At 58.3% G+C, this 17,065-nt stretch carries 20 protein-coding genes and 1 pseudogene; 3 read left to right on the top strand and 18 right to left on the bottom strand.

The features are described 5' to 3' along the window. Window positions 1-25: 25 nt before the first annotated feature. Window positions 26-1,165, bottom strand: a complete 1,140-nt coding sequence (gene ctaA, locus RZ517_RS09770; protein ID WP_338547999.1) for a heme A synthase — start codon at window positions 1,163-1,165, stop codon at window positions 26-28. Between the two features lie 50 nt (window positions 1,166-1,215). After that, window positions 1,216-1,959, bottom strand: coding sequence for an RNA methyltransferase (locus tag RZ517_RS09765; protein ID WP_338547998.1), 744 nt, complete (start codon window positions 1,957-1,959; stop codon window positions 1,216-1,218). 160 nt (window positions 1,960-2,119) lie between these two features. Between RZ517_RS09765 and RZ517_RS09760 the strand changes: the two genes are divergently transcribed. Further along, on the top strand, window positions 2,120-2,740 hold the full coding sequence (locus RZ517_RS09760) for a thiamine phosphate synthase (protein WP_338547996.1): 621 nt from the start codon (window positions 2,120-2,122) through the stop codon (window positions 2,738-2,740). A 9-nt stretch (window positions 2,741-2,749) separates the two neighbouring features. Here the strand turns inward: RZ517_RS09760 and RZ517_RS09755 are convergent. The 3 genes and pseudogenes from RZ517_RS09755 to RZ517_RS09745 all read right to left on the bottom strand — a co-directional run bounded on the left by RZ517_RS09755 (window position 2,750) and on the right by RZ517_RS09745 (window position 4,682). Continuing rightward, a pseudogene (locus tag RZ517_RS09755) lies at window positions 2,750-3,588 on the bottom strand (lysophospholipid acyltransferase family protein). Next, window positions 3,585-4,352, bottom strand: a complete 768-nt coding sequence (locus RZ517_RS09750) for a GNAT family N-acetyltransferase (RefSeq protein WP_338547995.1) — start codon at window positions 4,350-4,352, stop codon at window positions 3,585-3,587. Before RZ517_RS09750 ends, RZ517_RS09755 begins: the two are co-directional and overlap by 4 nt. Before the next feature lie 147 nt (window positions 4,353-4,499). Further along, a complete protein-coding gene (locus RZ517_RS09745; RefSeq protein ID WP_338547994.1) occupies window positions 4,500-4,682 on the bottom strand; it encodes a DUF3553 domain-containing protein in 183 nt (60 codons plus the stop codon). 32 nt (window positions 4,683-4,714) lie between these two features. Between RZ517_RS09745 and RZ517_RS09740 the strand changes: the two genes are divergently transcribed. Continuing rightward, entirely contained in the window at window positions 4,715-5,350 is a 636-nt protein-coding gene (locus RZ517_RS09740; protein WP_338547993.1) for a histidine phosphotransferase family protein, read from the top strand. On the opposite strand, the gene RZ517_RS09735 is transcribed toward RZ517_RS09740, so the two are convergent. The 11 genes from RZ517_RS09735 to RZ517_RS09685 form a co-directional block, all read right to left on the bottom strand. Next, a complete protein-coding gene (locus tag RZ517_RS09735) occupies window positions 5,310-6,575 on the bottom strand; it encodes a glutamate-5-semialdehyde dehydrogenase (RefSeq protein ID WP_338547991.1) in 1,266 nt (421 codons plus the stop codon). The genes RZ517_RS09740 and RZ517_RS09735 overlap by 41 nt on opposite strands. Before the next feature lie 44 nt (window positions 6,576-6,619). Then, window positions 6,620-7,726: a glutamate 5-kinase gene (proB, locus tag RZ517_RS09730; protein WP_338547989.1), complete on the bottom strand. Its 1,107-nt coding sequence runs from the start codon at window positions 7,724-7,726 to the stop codon at window positions 6,620-6,622. Then, entirely contained in the window at window positions 7,714-8,751 is a 1,038-nt protein-coding gene (gene obgE / locus RZ517_RS09725) for a GTPase ObgE (RefSeq protein WP_338547988.1), read from the bottom strand. The genes proB and obgE overlap by 13 nt, the downstream gene beginning before the upstream one ends. A gap of 53 nt (window positions 8,752-8,804) precedes the next feature. Further along, window positions 8,805-9,305: a GNAT family N-acetyltransferase gene (locus RZ517_RS09720; RefSeq protein WP_338547987.1), complete on the bottom strand. Its 501-nt coding sequence runs from the start codon at window positions 9,303-9,305 to the stop codon at window positions 8,805-8,807. Continuing rightward, entirely contained in the window at window positions 9,298-9,843 is a 546-nt protein-coding gene (locus RZ517_RS09715; RefSeq protein ID WP_338547986.1) for a GNAT family N-acetyltransferase, read from the bottom strand. Before RZ517_RS09715 ends, RZ517_RS09720 begins: the two co-directional genes overlap by 8 nt. Then, window positions 9,840-10,445, bottom strand: a complete 606-nt coding sequence (locus tag RZ517_RS09710; protein WP_338547984.1) for a LysE family translocator — start codon at window positions 10,443-10,445, stop codon at window positions 9,840-9,842. Before RZ517_RS09710 ends, RZ517_RS09715 begins: the two co-directional genes overlap by 4 nt. Continuing rightward, a complete protein-coding gene (locus tag RZ517_RS09705; RefSeq protein ID WP_338547982.1) occupies window positions 10,442-10,942 on the bottom strand; it encodes a GNAT family N-acetyltransferase in 501 nt (166 codons plus the stop codon). Before RZ517_RS09705 ends, RZ517_RS09710 begins: the two co-directional genes overlap by 4 nt. Continuing rightward, window positions 10,939-12,345, bottom strand: coding sequence for an RtcB family protein (locus RZ517_RS09700; protein WP_338547981.1), 1,407 nt, complete (start codon window positions 12,343-12,345; stop codon window positions 10,939-10,941). Before RZ517_RS09700 ends, RZ517_RS09705 begins: the two co-directional genes overlap by 4 nt. 127 nt (window positions 12,346-12,472) lie before the next feature. Continuing rightward, complete coding sequence (gene rpmA, locus RZ517_RS09695; protein WP_317054700.1) at window positions 12,473-12,742, bottom strand: 50S ribosomal protein L27; 270 nt, start codon at window positions 12,740-12,742, stop codon at window positions 12,473-12,475. A gap of 11 nt (window positions 12,743-12,753) precedes the next feature. Then, window positions 12,754-13,461, bottom strand: coding sequence for a 50S ribosomal protein L21 (locus tag RZ517_RS09690; RefSeq protein ID WP_338547979.1), 708 nt, complete (start codon window positions 13,459-13,461; stop codon window positions 12,754-12,756). Window positions 13,462-13,698: 237 nt separating this feature from the next. Beyond that, window positions 13,699-14,235 (bottom strand): peroxiredoxin-like family protein, encoded by a 537-nt coding sequence (locus tag RZ517_RS09685; protein ID WP_338547977.1) that lies wholly within the window; start codon window positions 14,233-14,235, stop codon window positions 13,699-13,701. Window positions 14,236-14,324: 89 nt separating this feature from the next. Here RZ517_RS09685 and RZ517_RS09680 point away from each other — a divergent pair, with 89 nt between their 5' ends. After that, complete coding sequence (locus RZ517_RS09680; protein WP_338547976.1) at window positions 14,325-15,071, top strand: AraC family transcriptional regulator; 747 nt, start codon at window positions 14,325-14,327, stop codon at window positions 15,069-15,071. A 212-nt stretch (window positions 15,072-15,283) separates the two neighbouring features. Here RZ517_RS09680 and RZ517_RS09675 read toward each other — a convergent pair whose 3' ends face one another. Together RZ517_RS09675 and RZ517_RS09670 are read right to left on the bottom strand one after the other, a co-directional pair. Continuing rightward, the gene (locus tag RZ517_RS09675) at window positions 15,284-16,111 is read right to left on the bottom strand and encodes a DUF2059 domain-containing protein (protein WP_338547975.1); all 828 of its coding nucleotides are present in this window, start codon (window positions 16,109-16,111) and stop codon (window positions 15,284-15,286) included. Beyond that, window positions 16,111-16,950, bottom strand: a complete 840-nt coding sequence (locus RZ517_RS09670; RefSeq protein ID WP_338547973.1) for a DUF2059 domain-containing protein — start codon at window positions 16,948-16,950, stop codon at window positions 16,111-16,113. Before RZ517_RS09670 ends, RZ517_RS09675 begins: the two co-directional genes overlap by 1 nt. Window positions 16,951-17,065 lie beyond the last annotated feature (115 nt).

Raw genomic sequence — 17,065 nt, 5'->3', positions numbered from 1 at the left:
ACCCTCATTACCTTGGTAGAAATCGTTACCCTCGCACAGACTGCGCTATCGGATATTGACTAAGAAACCGTGCGCGCAGGATCAGGACCCAAAGCACCACGGCCACGAATTGATGCACGATCGCCACCTGCCAAGCGGCCACATAGAGCACTGTGACAATGCCCAGAACGATCTGCGCCAGCAGCGCCAGGAATGCCGCCGTGAAAGCCGCACGCGTGGCGACATGCGCAGATTTACGCCCCTTGAGCCAGACCATGACGGCAAAGCCCAAAAGCACATACCCTGTCACACGGTGAATGAATTGCACCAATCCGGGGTTCTCAAAGAAATTGCGCAAACCCAGATCCGCCATCCAAAAATCCGGCGGCAGAAGGCCACCGGCCATCAGCGGCCAGTCGGTATAGCTGCGCCCGGCATCAATGCCGGCCACCAGAGCGCCGATAAGGATTTGAAGGAAGGCAAAATGAAGCCATCCTGTGGACAGCCCAAAGAGCTTGGCTTCGCGTCCGCGCCGGGCCTGCATCAACTCGCGTTCTTCGCGCCCCAGCAACATGACATACCAGGCGATGAACCCCAGAATGACAAAAGCCAACCCCAGATGTACGGCCAGCCGGTAGGATGCTACATCAAGCATCTGGCCGCGCAAACCGGAGCTCACCATCCACCAGCCAATCGCCCCTTGCGCGCCCCCCAAAGCCCCCAAGAGCAAAAGCCGCCCGGTCCAGCCGGGTGGGATTTTCCGGAGAGCGAGGAAACCAAGGAAACCAACAGCCCACACAAGTCCGATGACGCGGCCAAGTTGGCGATGGCCCCATTCCCACCAGTAGATGACCTTGAACTCCTCAAGGCTCATGCCCTTGTTCTGCAGCTGGTATTCCGGGATCGCGCGGTATTTCTCGAACTCCCCCTCCCAGGTTGCCGTATCCATCGGCGGCAAAGCCCCAGTCACGGGTTTCCACTCTGTGATGCTCAGCCCGCTGTCGGTGAGCCGGGTGAGCCCGCCCACGGCGATCATCACAACAACCAGAGCGAAGAGCACCATGAGCCATAGCCGCACCGCGCCGCGCGCACCGCGTTTTCCGGCATCGATCATACCGCCCTTAGGTGCAGATGGCTGTGCGGCACCCTCGCCCACGTCTTCAAAGATGCTGCGCTTGTCGCTCATGGCCCCTTCCCTGATCTTTCCCCGCAACCTAGCCTCGGCTCAGGCCGCCTTCAACCGCGCTCCTTCCAGCGCACCATTTGCCGCAGCACACCGTGCAGCATCTGCACATCGGCCCGGGTCAATGCCATCCGGCTCCACATGTTGCGCAGGTTGGTCTTCATGCTTTGAGCTTTCTCATCCGGAAAGAAAAATCCCGCCTGCCCCAAACGCTCTTCGTAGCGGCCTGAGAGCGCCTCGACCTCTTCCTGCGAGGCCCATACCGTGCCTGCCATATCTACCCGTTCCGGAGTGATGTTCTGTGTTGCCCGTTGCCACTCATAGCCGCAGAGCAGCACACATTGCGCAAGGTTGAGACTGGGAAACTCCGGGTTCACCGGCACGTTGATGATCGCATTGGCCCGGGCAATGTCGTCATTCTCTAGCCCGGCACGCTCCGGCCCAAACAGAACCGAAACCCGTTCGCCGCGCGCCACGCGCTCTGCCGCCTGACGCATGGCTTCCTCGGGGCTAAGCACCGGTTTCGTCAGGTCTCGCACCCGTGCTGTGGTGGCCATCACAAAATGATCGCCGGCCACCGCTTCGGGCAAATCCCGTACCAGCCGCGCCTCATCCAAGAGCCGCCCGGCGCCACTGGCCATGGCATCCGCCGCCGGATTGGGCCACCCGTCGCGGGGTGCCACCACCACCATCCGATCAAGTCCGAAGTTCCACATGGCCCGCGCCGCTGCGCCGATGTTCTCGCCCATTTGCGGTCGCACCAACACGAAACTGGGCTGAGCCTGAGCATCTGGCATGATCCGTCCTCCTTGCGCCCGCTTTAGGCCAGAGGCGTAAGCCTGAAAACCCCCAAGCCTTTCTTTTTGCCACAAATATCCCCGCCGGAGGCATCCCAACGTGGACAGCCAGGCCATATTCCAGCTATAGCAGCGCAACGACCCGCAGAAAGAGCAAAACATGGCCGACACAGAGCCGCCGCGCCTTTACCTTATCACACCGTCGGAAATAGAGCTTAGCCGGTTTCCTGCGCAATTGGCGCAGGTCCTGGATGCGCATGAGGCGGCCTGCGTGCGTCTGGCACTGTCGAGTCATGACGAAAACACGCTCTGCCGCGCCGCAGACGCCTGTCGTGAGGTGACCACCGCGCGCGATGTTGCCCTGGTGATCGACACGCATTTTGTACTTGCCGACCGGTTGGGGCTTGACGGCGTGCATCTCACGGATGGTGCGCGCTCGGTGCGTAAAGCGCGCAAAGCTCTTGGGCCGGACGCCATTGTCGGCGCGTTTTGTGGCGCGTCGCGGCATGAAGGCATGAACGCCGCGGAATCCGGCACTGACTATGTCAGCTTTGGTCCGGCCGGTGTCTCGGCTCTTGGCGATGGCTCTCAGGCTGATCTTGACCTTTTTAGGTGGTGGTCAGAGATGATCGAAATTCCTGTTGTGGCAGAGGGCGCGCTTGATCCGAGCACGGTTCAAGCCCTGACAACGATGACGGACTTTTTCGGTGTGGGCGATGAAATCTGGCGACAGGACGACCCCACTGAAGCCCTTGCAGCGCTGATTGCAACCATGTCCTGAGCCGCCACTCTATCGATCCAATTGCCGCCCTTCAGGCATCCCGGAACGAACCTGCGCCTCAAGACGTGCCGCCAGATCTTTGCGTCCTTCACACGCCGCCACAGGTAAGGGCGGATGGTAGACCACGTGCACCTGCCCTTGTCGTCTTTGAGCCAAAACCTGAAGCGCGTGTGGACCAAGATCCATATCCCCCCACCAGCCATAGAAACGCGGATCCCTCTCGGTCTCTGGTGCGTCGTAAATCACAGTGACAGGCTGAATATGTGATACATCTCGCAGACCATCAGCAAAGAACGCCTCAAAGAGCGTTGATTTGAATGATAAAACCCGCATTCCATCCGTGGACGTGCCTTCCGGGAAGAAGAGAAGTTTTTGCCCCCCTCCATACGGGAACGAAACAAGGCGGCCTGAGCCAAGGCCTCTTGCCGGTTGCGCTGGATGAACACTGTGCCAGCCAACCGCGAAAGCCATCCGATCACCGGCCAGCTGGCCACTTCGGCCTTGGACACAAATGCAATTTGTTGCCCGGAATTGAGCGCCAGAATATCAAGCCAGGAGGAATGATTGGCCACAACGGCCCCACCGTCACGCATGGGCCGCCCTTCGACGTGGTAGCCCAATCCAACAATCGTCAACCCGAGGCGGCATACTATTTGCGTGATTGGTGCGGTCAACGGGCGGAGCATCTTCCAAAATCGTACCTCGACGGGGCGCAGGATAAGTGTCAAAACAACGCCGATCAAAAGCACAGCCGCTAGGCTGAGACCGCGCAACACCGCTCTCATCCATCCCGAAAGCCCGATATGACCCGGCTTTGGAGTCTCCCCACCATCCCAGGTGAAGCTCATGCAACAACGCCCTTTGAATAAATGTTTTTCTGCCTATCGCTCAGTTTCTGAGTGTCCATAATCAAGCAGACATCTGTCGTGTTAAACGTCTTATCCACAAAAGCCCCTTCGCCCACATATCCACCCAGCCGCAGATAGGCTTTGATCAGGGAAGGAACCTCAAGCATGGCTGCCCGGCGGTCAATCTGGGCTTCGGGCAACAGATTCATGTTTTGATAGGCATGATCCAATGCTCGGACGCAAAGGTCTTTTGGTGCAAGGTGCCGATGGTGCAGAAGAGACAAAGGATGCGCCAGCGCGCCTGGATCAGTGCCATGAAAACTGGCCACGCCAAACAGGATCTCGATCTTGTGGTCGGCCACGTAGCGCGCCAACCCATTCCACAGGTGATACATCGCCGCACCACCACGATAATCGCGCGCCAGACAGGATCGACCAAGCTCCATGCATCTTCGGCCTGACTGTTTGAGGACGCTCAGATCATATTCATCTTCGGAGTAATACTGACCCGCTTGCGCCGCCTGATCATCGCGCAAAAGCCGATAAACACCGACGATTTCACCGCCGCGTGTGCCGTCTTCCAGCAGCAGATGGTCAAAGAACGGATCAAACCGGTCCCGTTCCAACCGCGCATCATGATCGACGAGCGCGCCGTCCGCGCCGAGCTCATCCACGAACACTTCATACCGCAGGCGTTGCGCCGCATGCAGGTCGGCCTCGTTTTCGGCAAGCCGGACAGTAAACTGCGCTGCATCAGACAGCATCGGGGGACACGCTCCTTTTGGCTGTTTTTACTGGCATTCCGGTTTGGGCTGCAACCTTGCCAGATAACCAGCAGTACAAAACACTATTAACGAGAATCATGGCTTGACTAACACTTTTAACGGGTATTAATCCTTTTCTAACCAACCTTATGGTTCGATGATCGGCAGCAGAGCAACTCGAGTCCCATCAATGACAACCTTTCCAGCATCGGGAAAATTAACTGTGATCTTGCCGCCTGCATTAGACTGGACCTGGCCGATGCCCCAGTCCGGTTTCTGTGGGTGCTGCACCAGCATGCCGGGTTCCAGAATAGAGTTCAGGTCAGTCATAAAGGATCGGCCCGTGCGGAGGAGACCAAGACGTGTCGCATAATTCCAGCAGCCTGGCAACGATGATAGGTTCGCGCATTTGCCACGACCTAATCAGCCCGTTGGGCGCGGTGAACAATGGTCTTGAATTGATGCAGCTTTCCAATGTGCTTCAATCCCCGGAGCTGTCGCTTATCTCGCAAAGCGTAGCGTATGCCAACGCCCGCATCCGGTTTTTCCGGCTAGCTTTTGGCATGGCATCCGAGGATCAAATGACCGGCGCAGAAGAGGTTAATGCAATTCTACAAGACTTGCAGATTGATGGCCGATTACAGATCAGTGCCTTTCCCCAAGGGGTGCATCCTCGCAGCCAGGTGCGCGCGATTTTGCTGGCCATTCTATGTGCAGAACAGGCCGTTCCCTTTGGTGGTCAGATCAGCATCTCGGAGCAAAACGGCACATGGGTTGTCAGTGCGCAAAGCGACCGGTTGAAGCCTGATCCTGAGTTGTGGAAATTGCTCAATGACGTGAATTTGGCTCATTCGCTGACCCCGGCTGCGGTTCAGTTTGCAATTCTTCCCGATCTGCTGCCTGGAATTGGCATGGCCTGTTCAACTCAGATCAGTGCGAACCTGGCTGAAATCCGCATCACGCCCGCGTCGCACCATCCCCCGTCACAAGGTATTTGAAACTGGTGAGCTGCGCGGCGCCGACAGGTCCGCGGGCATGCATCTTACCGGTGGCAATCCCGATCTCAGCACCCATGCCAAACTCGCCACCATCGGCAAACTGGGTTGAGGCGTTGAGCATCAAAATCGCGCTGTCGAGACGGGCAAAGAACGTCTCGGCTGTCGGGTCGTCCTCGGTGATGATGCAATCCGTATGATTGGAGCCATATTTCTGTATATGATCAATGGCTTCATCAACATTTTTAACGCGCTTTGCCGCCATGATCATGGCCAGAAACTCAAAGCCCCAATCTTCCTCTGAAGCGGGTTTGGTCCCCTCAACATTCTGCAAGCTCGCATCCGCGCGTAGCTCCACACCCTTCTCCATCAGCGCGCGCATAACGCCCTGTCCGATCGAGTCGACCACATCCTCATGCACCAAAAGGCATTCGGCCGCACCGCAGATTCCAGTGCGTCGTGTCTTGGCGTTGATCACAACCTTGAGCGCTTTTTCCGGGTCGGCGTGTTTGTCGATATAAATGTGCACGATGCCTTCAAGATGGGCAAAAACTGGCACACGCGCCTCTCGTTGCACCAGCCCCACAAGCCCCTTGCCGCCACGCGGGACAATCACATCTATTGTGTCGGTCATGGTCAGCATCGCCTGCACCGCCGCGCGGTCGCGTGTGGGCACAAGCTGAATCGCATCTTCCGGCAGGCCCGCTGCCTTCAAGCCCTCTACCAGACAGGCATGAATTGCCCCCGAAGAATGAAAGCTTTCCGAGCCACCGCGCAAGATCACCGCATTGCCCGATTTCAGACAAAGCGCGCCCGCATCCGCCGTCACGTTGGGGCGGCTTTCATAAATCACGCCAATGACGCCCAATGGTGTGCGCACACGCTTGATATGCAGACCATTGGGGCGATCCCATTCCGCCATGACCTCTCCCACCGGATCATCCTGCACCGCTACAGCGCGCAGCCCGTCGCAAATGGCCTTAATGCGTGCCTCGTCGAGCATAAGGCGGTCCATCATCGCGTCTGACAGCCCTTTTTCGCGACCGAAGTCGAGATCCTGCACGTTGGCGGCAATGATGTCCGCGCGCGCGGCCCAAACAGCATCGGCCGCCAACCCCAAAGCCTGTTGCTTGACTTCGGCCGGCGCCACAGCCAGGTCCCGTGCAGCGGCCTTGGCACGCGCGCCGATCTCGTCCATCAGGGCGGGAATATTGTCGAGGTCTTTCATGGCAGTACTCTTTGTCGTTCAGACCAAATTTACACGCGCTAGGCCTAAATGGCCATATCATCGCGGTGAATGAGCGGGCCTCGTGGCGGATAACCCAGAACCGGCTCCAACGCATCACTGCGCAAGCCCTTTATACGATCCGCGTCGGCATGGTCATAGCGTGTCAGCCCCTGACCCAGGCTGGTGCCGTCGACACTGACAACATCGACGGCATCACCCCGGCCAAATCGACCGGAAATTTCTGTAACGCCAGCCACCAAAAGACTTGACCCTTTGCGCAAGGCTTTGGCTGCGCCAGCATCGACGGTCACACAACCCTTGGGCTTCATCGCCGCAATCCACTGCTTGCGCTTTTGCTGCGGGTCGCCCTGCGCGGTGAACCAGGTCGCAGGCGCGCCATTTTCCAGCGCCCGAATGGGATTGAGCACGCTGCCTTGGGTGATCGCCATCACACAGCCCGCCGCCGTGGCGGTTCGGGCGGCCAGAAGTTTGGTTTTCATTCCGCCTTTCGAGAGGCCCGATCCCGCCTCACCAGCCATGGCCTCTATGTCAGGTGTGATTTCCGAAATGACATCAAAACGCTTCGCGTCCGGATCTTTGCCCGGCTGTCCGGAATAAAACCCGTCCACATCGCTCAGCAGGACAAGCTGATCCGCCCCAGCGGTAACCGCTACCTGTGCGGCCAGCCGATCATTGTCGCCATAGCGGATTTCATCAGTAGCGACTGTGTCATTCTCATTCACAATAGGCACCACACCTAAGGAAAGAAGCTGTTCCAGCGTGGCGCGGGAATTGAGATAGCGCCGACGGTCTGCGCTGTCTTCCAGAGTAACCAGAACCTGTGCCGTCGTGATATTATGCGCCGCCAGCGCTTCGGCATAGGCGCGGGCTAGTTGGATTTGGCCCACGGCTGCGGCCGCTTGCGATTGTTCCAGCGTCAAATCCTTTTCGGGCAGGTTCAGAACACCTCGTCCGAGCGCTATGGAACCCGATGAGACCAGGATCACATCCGCGCCGCGCGCGCGGATCATGGCCACATCCTCTGTTAAGGCCCGCAGCCAATCGGCGCGCAACGCGCCTGTGGCGCGATCCACCAAAAGCGCCGAGCCGATCTTGATGACCAGCCGTTTGGCCGCGCTCAGGGACGCCATGGTCCGGCCTCCTGAATGTCGCCCCGTTCGCGCAGGCGCTTGGTGTCAATCTGCGCTCTGAGCGCGCGCAGGACCTCTGTGACGCCTTCTTTGGAGACACCGGACATCAGCATCACTGGTGCGCCCACCGCCGCCTCCAGCTCGTCTTTGAGAAAGTCGCGTTCTTCGCCGTCCAGCGTGTCGATCTTGTTGAGCACTGTTATGCGCGGCTTCTCCGCCAACCCACCGCCATAGGCCTCTAACTCATGAATAATCGTTTGATAGTCCTCAATGAGCGTGCCGGAGGACCCATCCACCAGATGCAAGAGTACCGCACAGCGTTCGACATGGCCCAGAAAGAGATCGCCCAACCCCCGGCCCTCTGACGCGCCATCAATCAGCCCGGGAATATCAGCCACGACAAACTCGGTGTTGTCGACGCCCACGACGCCCAGATTTGGATGCAGCGTGGTAAAGGGATAATCGGCCACTTTGGGCCGCGCATTGGAGGTGGCGGCAAGAAAGGTGGACTTGCCCGCATTGGGCAGCCCCAAAAGGCCCACATCGGCAATGAGCTTCAGGCGCAGCCAGATCGTGCGCTCGACGCCCTCCTGACCGGGGTTGGACCGGCGCGGGGCCTGATTGGTGGAGGTCTTGAACCGCAGGTTGCCCCAGCCGCCATTGCCGCCTTGTGCCAGACAGACGCGTTGGCCCACCTCTGTGATGTCGTCAATCACCGTTTCCTGATCCTCGTCGAGGATCTCAGTGCCCACCGGCACGCGCAGCACAATGTCATCGCCATTGGCGCCGGTGCGCTGTCGTCCAGCACCGGGACGGCCATTGTCGGCAAAGAAATGCTGCTGATAGCGGAAATCAATCAACGTATTAAGCCCATCCACCGCTTCGACCCAAACCGAGCCGCCATCGCCCCCGTCGCCCCCGTCCGGGCCGCCATATTCGATATACTTCTCCCGCCGGAAGCTGATGCATCCGTTCCCGCCCGATCCGGAGCGGATGTATACCTTGGCGAGATCAAGAAATTTCATTGGGGCTGCCTAGTAACTGTCAGGGCTTGCGATAGAGCGAAACGGCGCGCGGCTCAAGCCTGTGGTCGCGGCAGGGCGTAATTGATGATCGGGAAAACCCCGCCCCGCGCGGCGCTCGGCCCTTCGCAGGGGCCAACACGCGCAAAGCCGAGTTTTTCCAGCACCCGACCCGAAGCGGGGTTGTCATCAAACACGCAAGCTTCGATCCGGGGCCAGTCGTAGCGCGCAAAGATCACATCGATTGCCGCATGCCCCAGCTCGGTGGCATAGCCTTTGCCCCAATGGGTGGGCGCAAACATGTAGCCCATTTTGCCATGGTCCAAGCCCATCATGCCGATCACCTCGCCTTGGGATGTCACCACGCCGCCAAGACCTTCGTCCTTGGGCATCGGTTGACACCGGCTTGCGGTAAAATCGCGATCCGCAGGCCATGGCCAGGTCGATGTCTGGCGCACCACCTCAAATTCTGACGCAATTGCATGCAGGGCGTCGAAATCCGCAAGCGTGGCGGCACGCCAAACCAGCCTCTCGGTCTGCGCATAGATCTCAGGCATCGGGGCTCTTCCGGCTATAGGTCCAGGTGGGCACCGTCGCGTTCCGCGCCACCGAAAAGCTTTCGGCATCACCCAGATACTGAAAGCCGCAATTGGTCAGCACCCGAGCAGAGGCGGCATTGTCCTGAAAAACGCTGGCAAAGATCGTGCGTGCCTTTTGCGGGTTGGCCTGCAAAATCGCCTCGACCGCGGTCGAAGCCACGCCGGAATTCCAATAGGCCGGTGCGACCCAATAACCGATCTCGGATTGCTCGCGGTCCATGCGCTCCAGCCCGATGACGCCCATGACCTCGACCCCACCCATTCGCGTGGCGTCCATCACCCAGACATCTTCGGGATGCTCCGGATCCATGACACGCTCGATAAATGCCTCTGCGGCACCGGGCGGCAGAGGATGGGGAATATCCGTGGTGTTCCATGCAACCCGCTTGTCACCGCCGAAAAAGATCATCAGCCCGGCATCCGAACTCCGGATCGGGCGCAGATCAAACCGGCCTGCGTCGATCAGGGTGTCGTGTTGAACAGCTTCGAGTTTCATGCGCCTTCTCCTCCAAAGAGCACAAAGAGCACGGATGCCACGGTCAAAACCGCCAGCCCGCGCATCAAGTAAGGTTCCGCTGGCGTGCCTGCGACCGTGCGGGCAATCCGGTCACCTCCCAGCGACCAAAGCGGATGCAAAATGAGCTGCAGCGCCATCAATGAGATGGCGATGATAGCTGTCGCCTGCAAGGCGGGCGTGCCGAGGCTCACGAAATTGGTAAAGCCCGTGACGATCATCGCCCAGGCTTTGGGGTTAAGCGGATGCACCACCAATCCGGCAATGAAACCAGGGGCTTGGCTGCCTGCTTCGGCTGGACCCAGCCGCATATTGGCGACCTTCCAGGCCAGCCAGCAAATATAGGCCGCCGAGACCCATTTCAGAGTTTCAAAGAGAAATGGCTGCGTTTCCGCGAGTTCCATCAGGCCAAACCCGATGGGCCAGATGATGAGCTGCTTGCCCAGCACCACGCCAAATACAAACGGCAGCGCCGCGCGAAACCCAAACCGCGCGCCCGTGGCCAGCAAGGCCATATTTGCCGGCCCCGGCGTGCCGACTTGGCTTGCGCCGAAGACAAGGAAAGAGGCCACTGCGACGCTCATCGGAGCGCCTGCCATGCGGTGTGGGTGAGTTGCATTTTCTGTACAGTAACGTCCTGCCGCAGTGCTTGGGCGTAAGAGGAACTTTGGTGCGTCTCCTCAAAACCTAGTTTCGCAAGAACGCGTGCTGATGCGAGATTTCCAAGATGATATCCGGATAAAAGAGTCCGTTGGCTTTTGGCAAAGTGATCCGCAACCAAGGCCTGCGCCGCCTCTGTTGCCAAGCCATTGCCCCAATACTCGAGGCCAAACCAATAGCCCAGTTCCTCGCGGCTCGAGACGATACCGATCAGATCTTTACTTAGTGTCACTGCGTAACATCCGGGACAACCCATGTGATCCTTCAGAAAAACCTCCGCATCAGAAACGTGATACGGATGGGGCACTGTTGTCAGCCAACGCGACACATCAAGAGAGCCTATCAGCGAGGTGATACGTGCTGCGTCCTCAGCGCATAAGGGACGCAGCACCAACCGCTCTGTCCTGATCACATCCGTCATGACCGCGCCTCCCGCCGCGCCCGTGCCGCGCGCTTGGCTGCGGCCCGCTTCTTCCACGGCGCGTCACGCTCCCAATCCCCGGCCATGATCGAACCATAAGGCAGGATGCGGTCCACAGTGTCGGCCAGATCAAACTGCTTCATCTGCGCCTGCACCGCAGAAGCGGATTTATAGGCCGTGGGCAGCTCGGATACGTCCACGTTTCCCGAGTAGAAGCGCACATCCAGCCCCTCCGTTTCCTCATCGAAAACGGATTGATCAGAGCGGCCTTCCAAAGCCCGCTTATGCGCCGAGCGCGACATGTTCCGCCCTGCCCCATGCGGGGCAAAGCCAAGGTTGCCGTCATGCACGGCCCCGCGCACCAGCAAGACCGGTTCGGCCATGTTCATCGGGATGATCTGCGTGCCGCTCGTATCAGGCAGCATCTCAGGATCAATCGGCGTGGCCCCCTTGGCATGATAGAACAAGTCGCCCTTCCGAAAGACAAAGTTGTGCTCATTCCAGAACCGTTCGCGCACGTCTGCGCCCGCGATCATCGCGGCCCGCTGATGCAGCGCATTGTGGTTGGACTTGGTCCATTTGCGGATAAGCTGCAACGCCTCCCAATAGGCCTCGCCATCGGCTGTATCCGCCGGAATCCAGGCGTTTTGCTTCTTCACGCCTTCAGACAGTTTGGTGCGATATCCTTCGGCACAGCGCATCCCGAGCTTGTAAAGCCCCGCCCCCGGCCCGCGAGAGCCGTGGTGGGTCACAAGACAGGTCGCCCCACTCGCCTCAGAGCGCCCGACATAGGCAAAATGGTTGCCGTCGCCTTGCGTGCCCAGATGCTCCTGTGCGGCCTGCAGGATCTTATTGTCGTTCAGAAACGCATTGGCGCGGAACGCATCATAAAGCTCTGGCGACATGGTAAAGCGCATGCCATTGGGCCGCCCGCCGGGGCCGAAATGCGTGGCCTCGTGAATGGCGTTCAGAATGTCCTGCGGCTCGGCATCGGCAAACTCCGTCACCATGACCGAACAACAGATATCGGCCGAATGCATGCCGGGATGAATGGCGTTTCTGGCCACAGCCACCCCACCCACCGGAATTGTGCCCTCCGGCCCTGCCGGACAGGCATCGGGCATCACTGCCCCATCCACCAACGTTGGCGTGCGCATCAAGACATCCATCGTCGCGCGCACTTTGGCGACGTTGTCGACCTCATCCTCGGTCTCGGCTTCAAGGTTGAAGCGATACCCCGGGTTTTCCTGCAGTTTGATCCGCGGTGCGGGTTTGTTGGCGACAACCCAAGTGGTCAACGCCTGACCCTCAAGCCCAAGCGCATTGACCGTCTCAATGGCTCGGCCAAGCTCTGGCCCTTCCTCAAAACCCAATTCAATCAAATCTTTACCCGTTACGGTCATTGTCCTTGTCCCTCTTATGGGGGCGCAGTCTTGCGCTTTTATGACCCGGTCCGGAATTCTTTCGTTAAAAAGAAAAAAGGGACCGGCGGTTTGCCGATCCCTCTAAACTTCTTACCTGAAGATCGGCTTATTCAGCGGCCTCCGCCATCGGGAGAACCGAAATAAATGTGCGGCCTTTGAGGCCTTTGTGGAACTTCACAGCACCCTGCACGGTGGCAAAGAGCGTATGATCTTTCCCTTGGCCTACGCCTTCACCCGGCCAGAATTTATTGCCGCGCTGACGCACGATAATGTTGCCTGGGATCACGGCTTCGCCGCCATATTTCTTCACGCCAAGGCGGCGGCCCGCTGAATCGCGACCGTTTCTGGATGAACCGCCTGCTTTCTTATGTGCCATCTCGTCTCTCCTTAGCCTTTAGCCAATTTCTTGGCTTGTGCGACCCAGCCTTCACGCTCGATCCGGCCTTTGAACGAAAGCTTTTCGTCAAATTCCGCAATCTCGGCTTCTCCCCAGGCTGCGATCTGGGCAAACGTGGTCACGCCTGCCGCATGCAATTTCTTCTCCAGAGCCGGACCCACGCCGCTCAGCTGTTTAAGGTCATCGGCCTCGACCTTGGCCGCCTTTTTAGGTGCAGCTTTCTTGGGCTCGGCCATTTTGGCCTCTGCCTTGGGCTCAGCTTTCTTCGTCTCAGCCTTTTTCGGCTCGGCTTTCTTCGCTGGTTTCTTGGCCTCTGCTGCTGCAACGGCCACTGCCGCGACTGAGCCTGCGCCCATTGCCGCCTTCACGCCCGACTTGTCGCCACCCTTTTCCAGGATGTCGGTCACGCGCAGCACGGTCAACTGCTGACGATGGCCTTTGGTGCGCTTGCTGCCATGCTTCCGGCGGCGTTTGACAAAGTGAATAACCTTGTCGCCCTTGATCTGATCGACCACTTCGGCCTGCACGGCCGCACCGGCCACAAACGGCGCTCCAACAACGGGCTTGTCACCACCCAGCATCAAAACTTCGTTGAATTGAACTTTCTCACCGGCATCCGCTGCAAGCTTTTCCACACGGAGCATATCGCCCGACTGGACCTTGTATTGCTTGCCACCGGTTTTCAAAACCGCAAACATGGCGTTTTCCTCTTGCTTCCGCGTTCTGTGGCCCCGGTCTGACCCGGCGTTTGGTGCCTCGAACAGCGCGCCCTCTGGGCGTCAAAAATAAAGTCCCGCACGAGTCTCCCCGCCGGGATGCGCGCTTATCCAAGTCTTTGCCCCTCAAGTCAAGGCTGATTTCAAAGAAAACCCGGGGGAACCCCCCGGGTCCGTGAGTGGTGTATCGGGCCACAAAGCCCGACCTTGGTGACGCATCTAGACCTCGCCCGTGTATTCGCCACGCGCCGGGTACTCATTGGCAATGGCAAAATCGAGAGCGCCGACAAGTTCAGAGAAGTGCGGGCGCACGAAAGGCATTGTCTGGACCGAGCCATAGTAAAGTGACTGCTCCGGTGTCACCATGAACAGGCCGGGCTCAGAGAAAAGCGCCGGCTCTTCGATGCCAATCGACGTCTTGCCGCGCGAGGTGGAGATATAGAGCCCCCATTCCTTGGCCTTGGGCAGGCTCAGATCGTAGGCAAAGCGCAGCTTGCTTGCGCCGATCTTGTCGGCCATGGCACGGGTGCGCTCTTGGCCATCGGAGCTAACAGCGATTGTCTTAACACCCCGTTCCGCAAAGTCATCAACCTTCCTTTCCAACTCGGTCAGGTAGTTGGCGCAAAGCGGACAATGCAGACCGCGGTAAAAACACACGACCGTGCCGCGCTCAGATCCATCTGAAGCGAGATCAAAACTGCCATGATCCAGTGTGGGTAGCGACAGTTCGGGGGTTTTTTGGCGAGGCATCAACATCTGTGGTCTCCTGATTGCAATATATCGTCAGCTTGGATATAGATGGCGTTGAGATCAATTTTTTCCAAAAAACATGATTTTTTTCCGACATGAGCAAAATCGACCGCCTTTCGGCTCTTATTCAACACTTTGACTTGCGGGTTTTTCCGACAGACCCGAACGAAGCCAATCTGCTGATCTTTGAAAATGCTGAAATCCAGACGCCCACACGGGTGGTCTTTGCCCCGCTTTGCGCGGCCAATACTGCAGCTGAAACCGGGGAGACACTCAGCTTTGCCGCTCAGGCCGATTGGGGCGGTGCCACCAATCCGTTTCTGAGCGCGCTGCCTGCCGAAGTCACCCTGCGCCTTGATGCAGAACCGGAGGTCATCCATATCCTCAAAGCGTTGCAAAACGAAAGCGCAACACCACGCTGCGGCGGCAGCGCTGTGCTTGATCGTCTGGGAGAGGTCCTGCTTATTCGCCTTTTGCGGCTTACGATTGAACGTGGCGTCACTGATGTTGGGCTATTGGCGGGTCTGGCTGATCCCCGCCTCAGCCGAGCGATTGTCGCGATGCACGATGAGCCCGGCCGCAAATGGCAGGGCGATGATCTGGCGCGCCATGCAGGCCTTTCGCAGTCACGGTTCTCAGAGCTCTTTCGCGCCAAAGTGGGGGAAACGCCTGGTGCGTATTTACGCCGCTGGCGCATGGTGCTGGCGCGTCAGGATGCGGAACGTGGTGAGCGTGTCCAAACCATTGCGCGTCGCTACGGCTATGGCTCTCCCGAGGCGCTCAGCCGCGCCTTTAAACGTGCGCATAATCAACCCGCCATCGCCTTGCGCCCATCCGCTTGATTAAAGCGTTTCGCGATAAACCTGACACACAGATAATCACGAAACGCAGCGTGACACTCAATCGTTGCACGCGTTTCACTGTTCGCTGATGTTTCAGGTTAAAGACGAAGCGCTTTAGGTCTCTGCTTCTTTCTTGTCAAAAACACCCAGGGGAGCGCGAGGGGCTGGCCCCTCGCATCTGTCGGATTTTGCCAAGCAAAATTCGAAACGCGTTACAGCTCCTCGCTCTGCATCTGCTGCGCCACGGCGCGTCCCAGAAGATATGACAACTCCTCATACATCTGGTCATAGGCCTCAAAAATGGCCGCGTTCAGGACTTTCCCCTGCTCGGAGCGGTAAAACTCAGCATATGCTTCCAGTTCGTCATCGCCCAATGGCTGATAAGCCAGGATCAGAAACGCACCCAGCCACCCTTCTGAGTCGTTGCGGACGTCGCCTTCCTGCGACCAGACATCGGCGAGCATATCCTCTTCGCTCATCTCAAAGGCCCCGCCATCAGCCAGCCCACGGTAGAACATCAGGTTGGAATTCAAGGCCCCCATGACGTTGTAGTCCACCAAATCACTGTCTGAAATCAGTGTCTCTACCTGCTGAAACAGATAAGAATTCTCATCTCGGGCGCGCTCGTAGGCATCCATCGCGGCCATCTCAGTATCTTCATTCAGAAAGGCCTCACGCGCCGAAAGTTCAAGCGATATGATCTCCTGCCCGGTCTCTGATGTGAAGAAAGCAACGACCTCGGCGATCTCCTTGCCATCCAGAGCCGTTTCAAACCCTTGTGTCACCACCTGTGCCATCTTGTCAGTGTCGTAGATCCGCGCCACCTGATCCTGCCAGGCCTTCGCATTCACACCGGGCAGCATTTCCGCTCCAAGCTCGGACCCATATCGCAGTCCTTCCTTGCGCATGATCTCAACCGTTTCATCGATCCGCAGCGCGTCGATCAGAGCGGCCATATCCTCGCCCGCCGCGCGGGCCATTGGCGAGGTGACCAGCAGGGCAAAGACCGTAGCGGACACCAGTGAAAGAACCCGTGTCATCACAACTCCTGTCCGGGGTGCAGATCAGCCATTCGTCCGGCCAGAATTTCAAACCGGTTGGCCATGATCTCATATTGCACCGCATTCATCAGCTCATAGACCAGCTGCATGTCAGGATGCTCCAACGCCTCAAGATAAGCGCGAATATCCTCTTCCGAGAAATCCTGATATGTGTAGGCGGCATTGGCCAAAGCAGAGACTTGTAAATTGACGCGCAGCTCCGCTTCACCTTGCTTGATCACCCGGCGCAGGGTTTCTTCATCAATGTCATAATCCAGAATGCCGGATCGCGAAGCGGCCACGTAAAACCGCACCTGAATTTCCTGCACCGCACGGACACCACTATCGGCGGCATCCACGGCCTGATTGAGTTGGCGCAGGATATCCACCCGCGCATCCCCGTCAGCAACCCATTCGGCCACGAGAGCTGTGCCTTTGCTCTGTTTGACGTCGTCATTGGCCATATGTGATGCGTTCTCCGCCTCCACCAGCCGTTGTCCCAAGGGCGATGCATAGAAGGCGGCGGCATGGGTCAGAAGATCATCGCTCAGCGCCGCCTCAAGAATATCCATCGCCATGGTGTGCATGGTCTGGGTGTCAAACACCTCATCCGCCGTGCGCGTCCAATCCGCGCCAAAATCACTGGCCTGCATGCCCAGAAGCCCCGGCGCATCCCCAGCGGCCAGACCAATGCTTTCCAAAGCGACATCAAACCCTGTGACTTTCAGAAAGGCCTCCAGCCGATCTCGTTCTGCCGCGCGCGCTGGCAGGCTGAGCACCAGCACAAATCCAAAAAGCGTCATCCAGATCAGCGGACGAAAAATACGTATATCCCTCAAAGTACCCTCACGAGCTTGACTCTTTGCGCCACCCTAATGGCTTTCGCCCCTCCCCTGCAATGTCGCTCGGGGCAAAGGTAATGAACCTTGCGTGATCATGCCGGAATGGGCGGCA

The sequence above is a fragment of the Roseovarius sp. S88 genome, assembly GCF_037023735.1.
Lineage (GTDB): Bacteria > Pseudomonadota > Alphaproteobacteria > Rhodobacterales > Rhodobacteraceae > Roseovarius > Roseovarius phycicola.
This window is presented reverse-complemented; position numbering and strand designations above follow the sequence as displayed.

Bases quoted from the DNA above. Each gene is read 5' to 3' on its own strand.
- ctaA (WP_338547999.1), bottom strand. From the start codon at position 1,165: ATGAGCGACAAGCGCAGCATCTTTGAAGACGTGGGCGAGGGTGCCGCA.
- RZ517_RS09765 (WP_338547998.1), bottom strand. From the start codon at position 1,959: ATGCCAGATGCTCAGGCTCAGCCCAGTTTCGTGTTGGTGCGACCGCAA.
- RZ517_RS09760 (WP_338547996.1), top strand. From the start codon at position 2,120: ATGGCCGACACAGAGCCGCCGCGCCTTTACCTTATCACACCGTCGGAA.
- RZ517_RS09750 (WP_338547995.1), bottom strand. From the start codon at position 4,352: ATGCTGTCTGATGCAGCGCAGTTTACTGTCCGGCTTGCCGAAAACGAG.
- RZ517_RS09745 (WP_338547994.1), bottom strand. From the start codon at position 4,682: ATGACTGACCTGAACTCTATTCTGGAACCCGGCATGCTGGTGCAGCAC.
- RZ517_RS09735 (WP_338547991.1), bottom strand. From the start codon at position 6,575: ATGAAAGACCTCGACAATATTCCCGCCCTGATGGACGAGATCGGCGCG.
- proB (WP_338547989.1), bottom strand. From the start codon at position 7,726: ATGGCGTCCCTGAGCGCGGCCAAACGGCTGGTCATCAAGATCGGCTCG.
- obgE (WP_338547988.1), bottom strand. From the start codon at position 8,751: ATGAAATTTCTTGATCTCGCCAAGGTATACATCCGCTCCGGATCGGGC.
- RZ517_RS09720 (WP_338547987.1), bottom strand. From the start codon at position 9,305: ATGCCTGAGATCTATGCGCAGACCGAGAGGCTGGTTTGGCGTGCCGCC.
- RZ517_RS09715 (WP_338547986.1), bottom strand. From the start codon at position 9,843: ATGAAACTCGAAGCTGTTCAACACGACACCCTGATCGACGCAGGCCGG.
- RZ517_RS09710 (WP_338547984.1), bottom strand. From the start codon at position 10,445: ATGAGCGTCGCAGTGGCCTCTTTCCTTGTCTTCGGCGCAAGCCAAGTC.
- RZ517_RS09705 (WP_338547982.1), bottom strand. From the start codon at position 10,942: ATGACGGATGTGATCAGGACAGAGCGGTTGGTGCTGCGTCCCTTATGC.
- RZ517_RS09700 (WP_338547981.1), bottom strand. From the start codon at position 12,345: ATGACCGTAACGGGTAAAGATTTGATTGAATTGGGTTTTGAGGAAGGG.
- rpmA (WP_317054700.1), bottom strand. From the start codon at position 12,742: ATGGCACATAAGAAAGCAGGCGGTTCATCCAGAAACGGTCGCGATTCA.
- RZ517_RS09690 (WP_338547979.1), bottom strand. From the start codon at position 13,461: ATGTTTGCGGTTTTGAAAACCGGTGGCAAGCAATACAAGGTCCAGTCG.
- RZ517_RS09685 (WP_338547977.1), bottom strand. From the start codon at position 14,235: ATGTTGATGCCTCGCCAAAAAACCCCCGAACTGTCGCTACCCACACTG.
- RZ517_RS09680 (WP_338547976.1), top strand. From the start codon at position 14,325: ATGAGCAAAATCGACCGCCTTTCGGCTCTTATTCAACACTTTGACTTG.
- RZ517_RS09675 (WP_338547975.1), bottom strand. From the start codon at position 16,111: ATGACACGGGTTCTTTCACTGGTGTCCGCTACGGTCTTTGCCCTGCTG.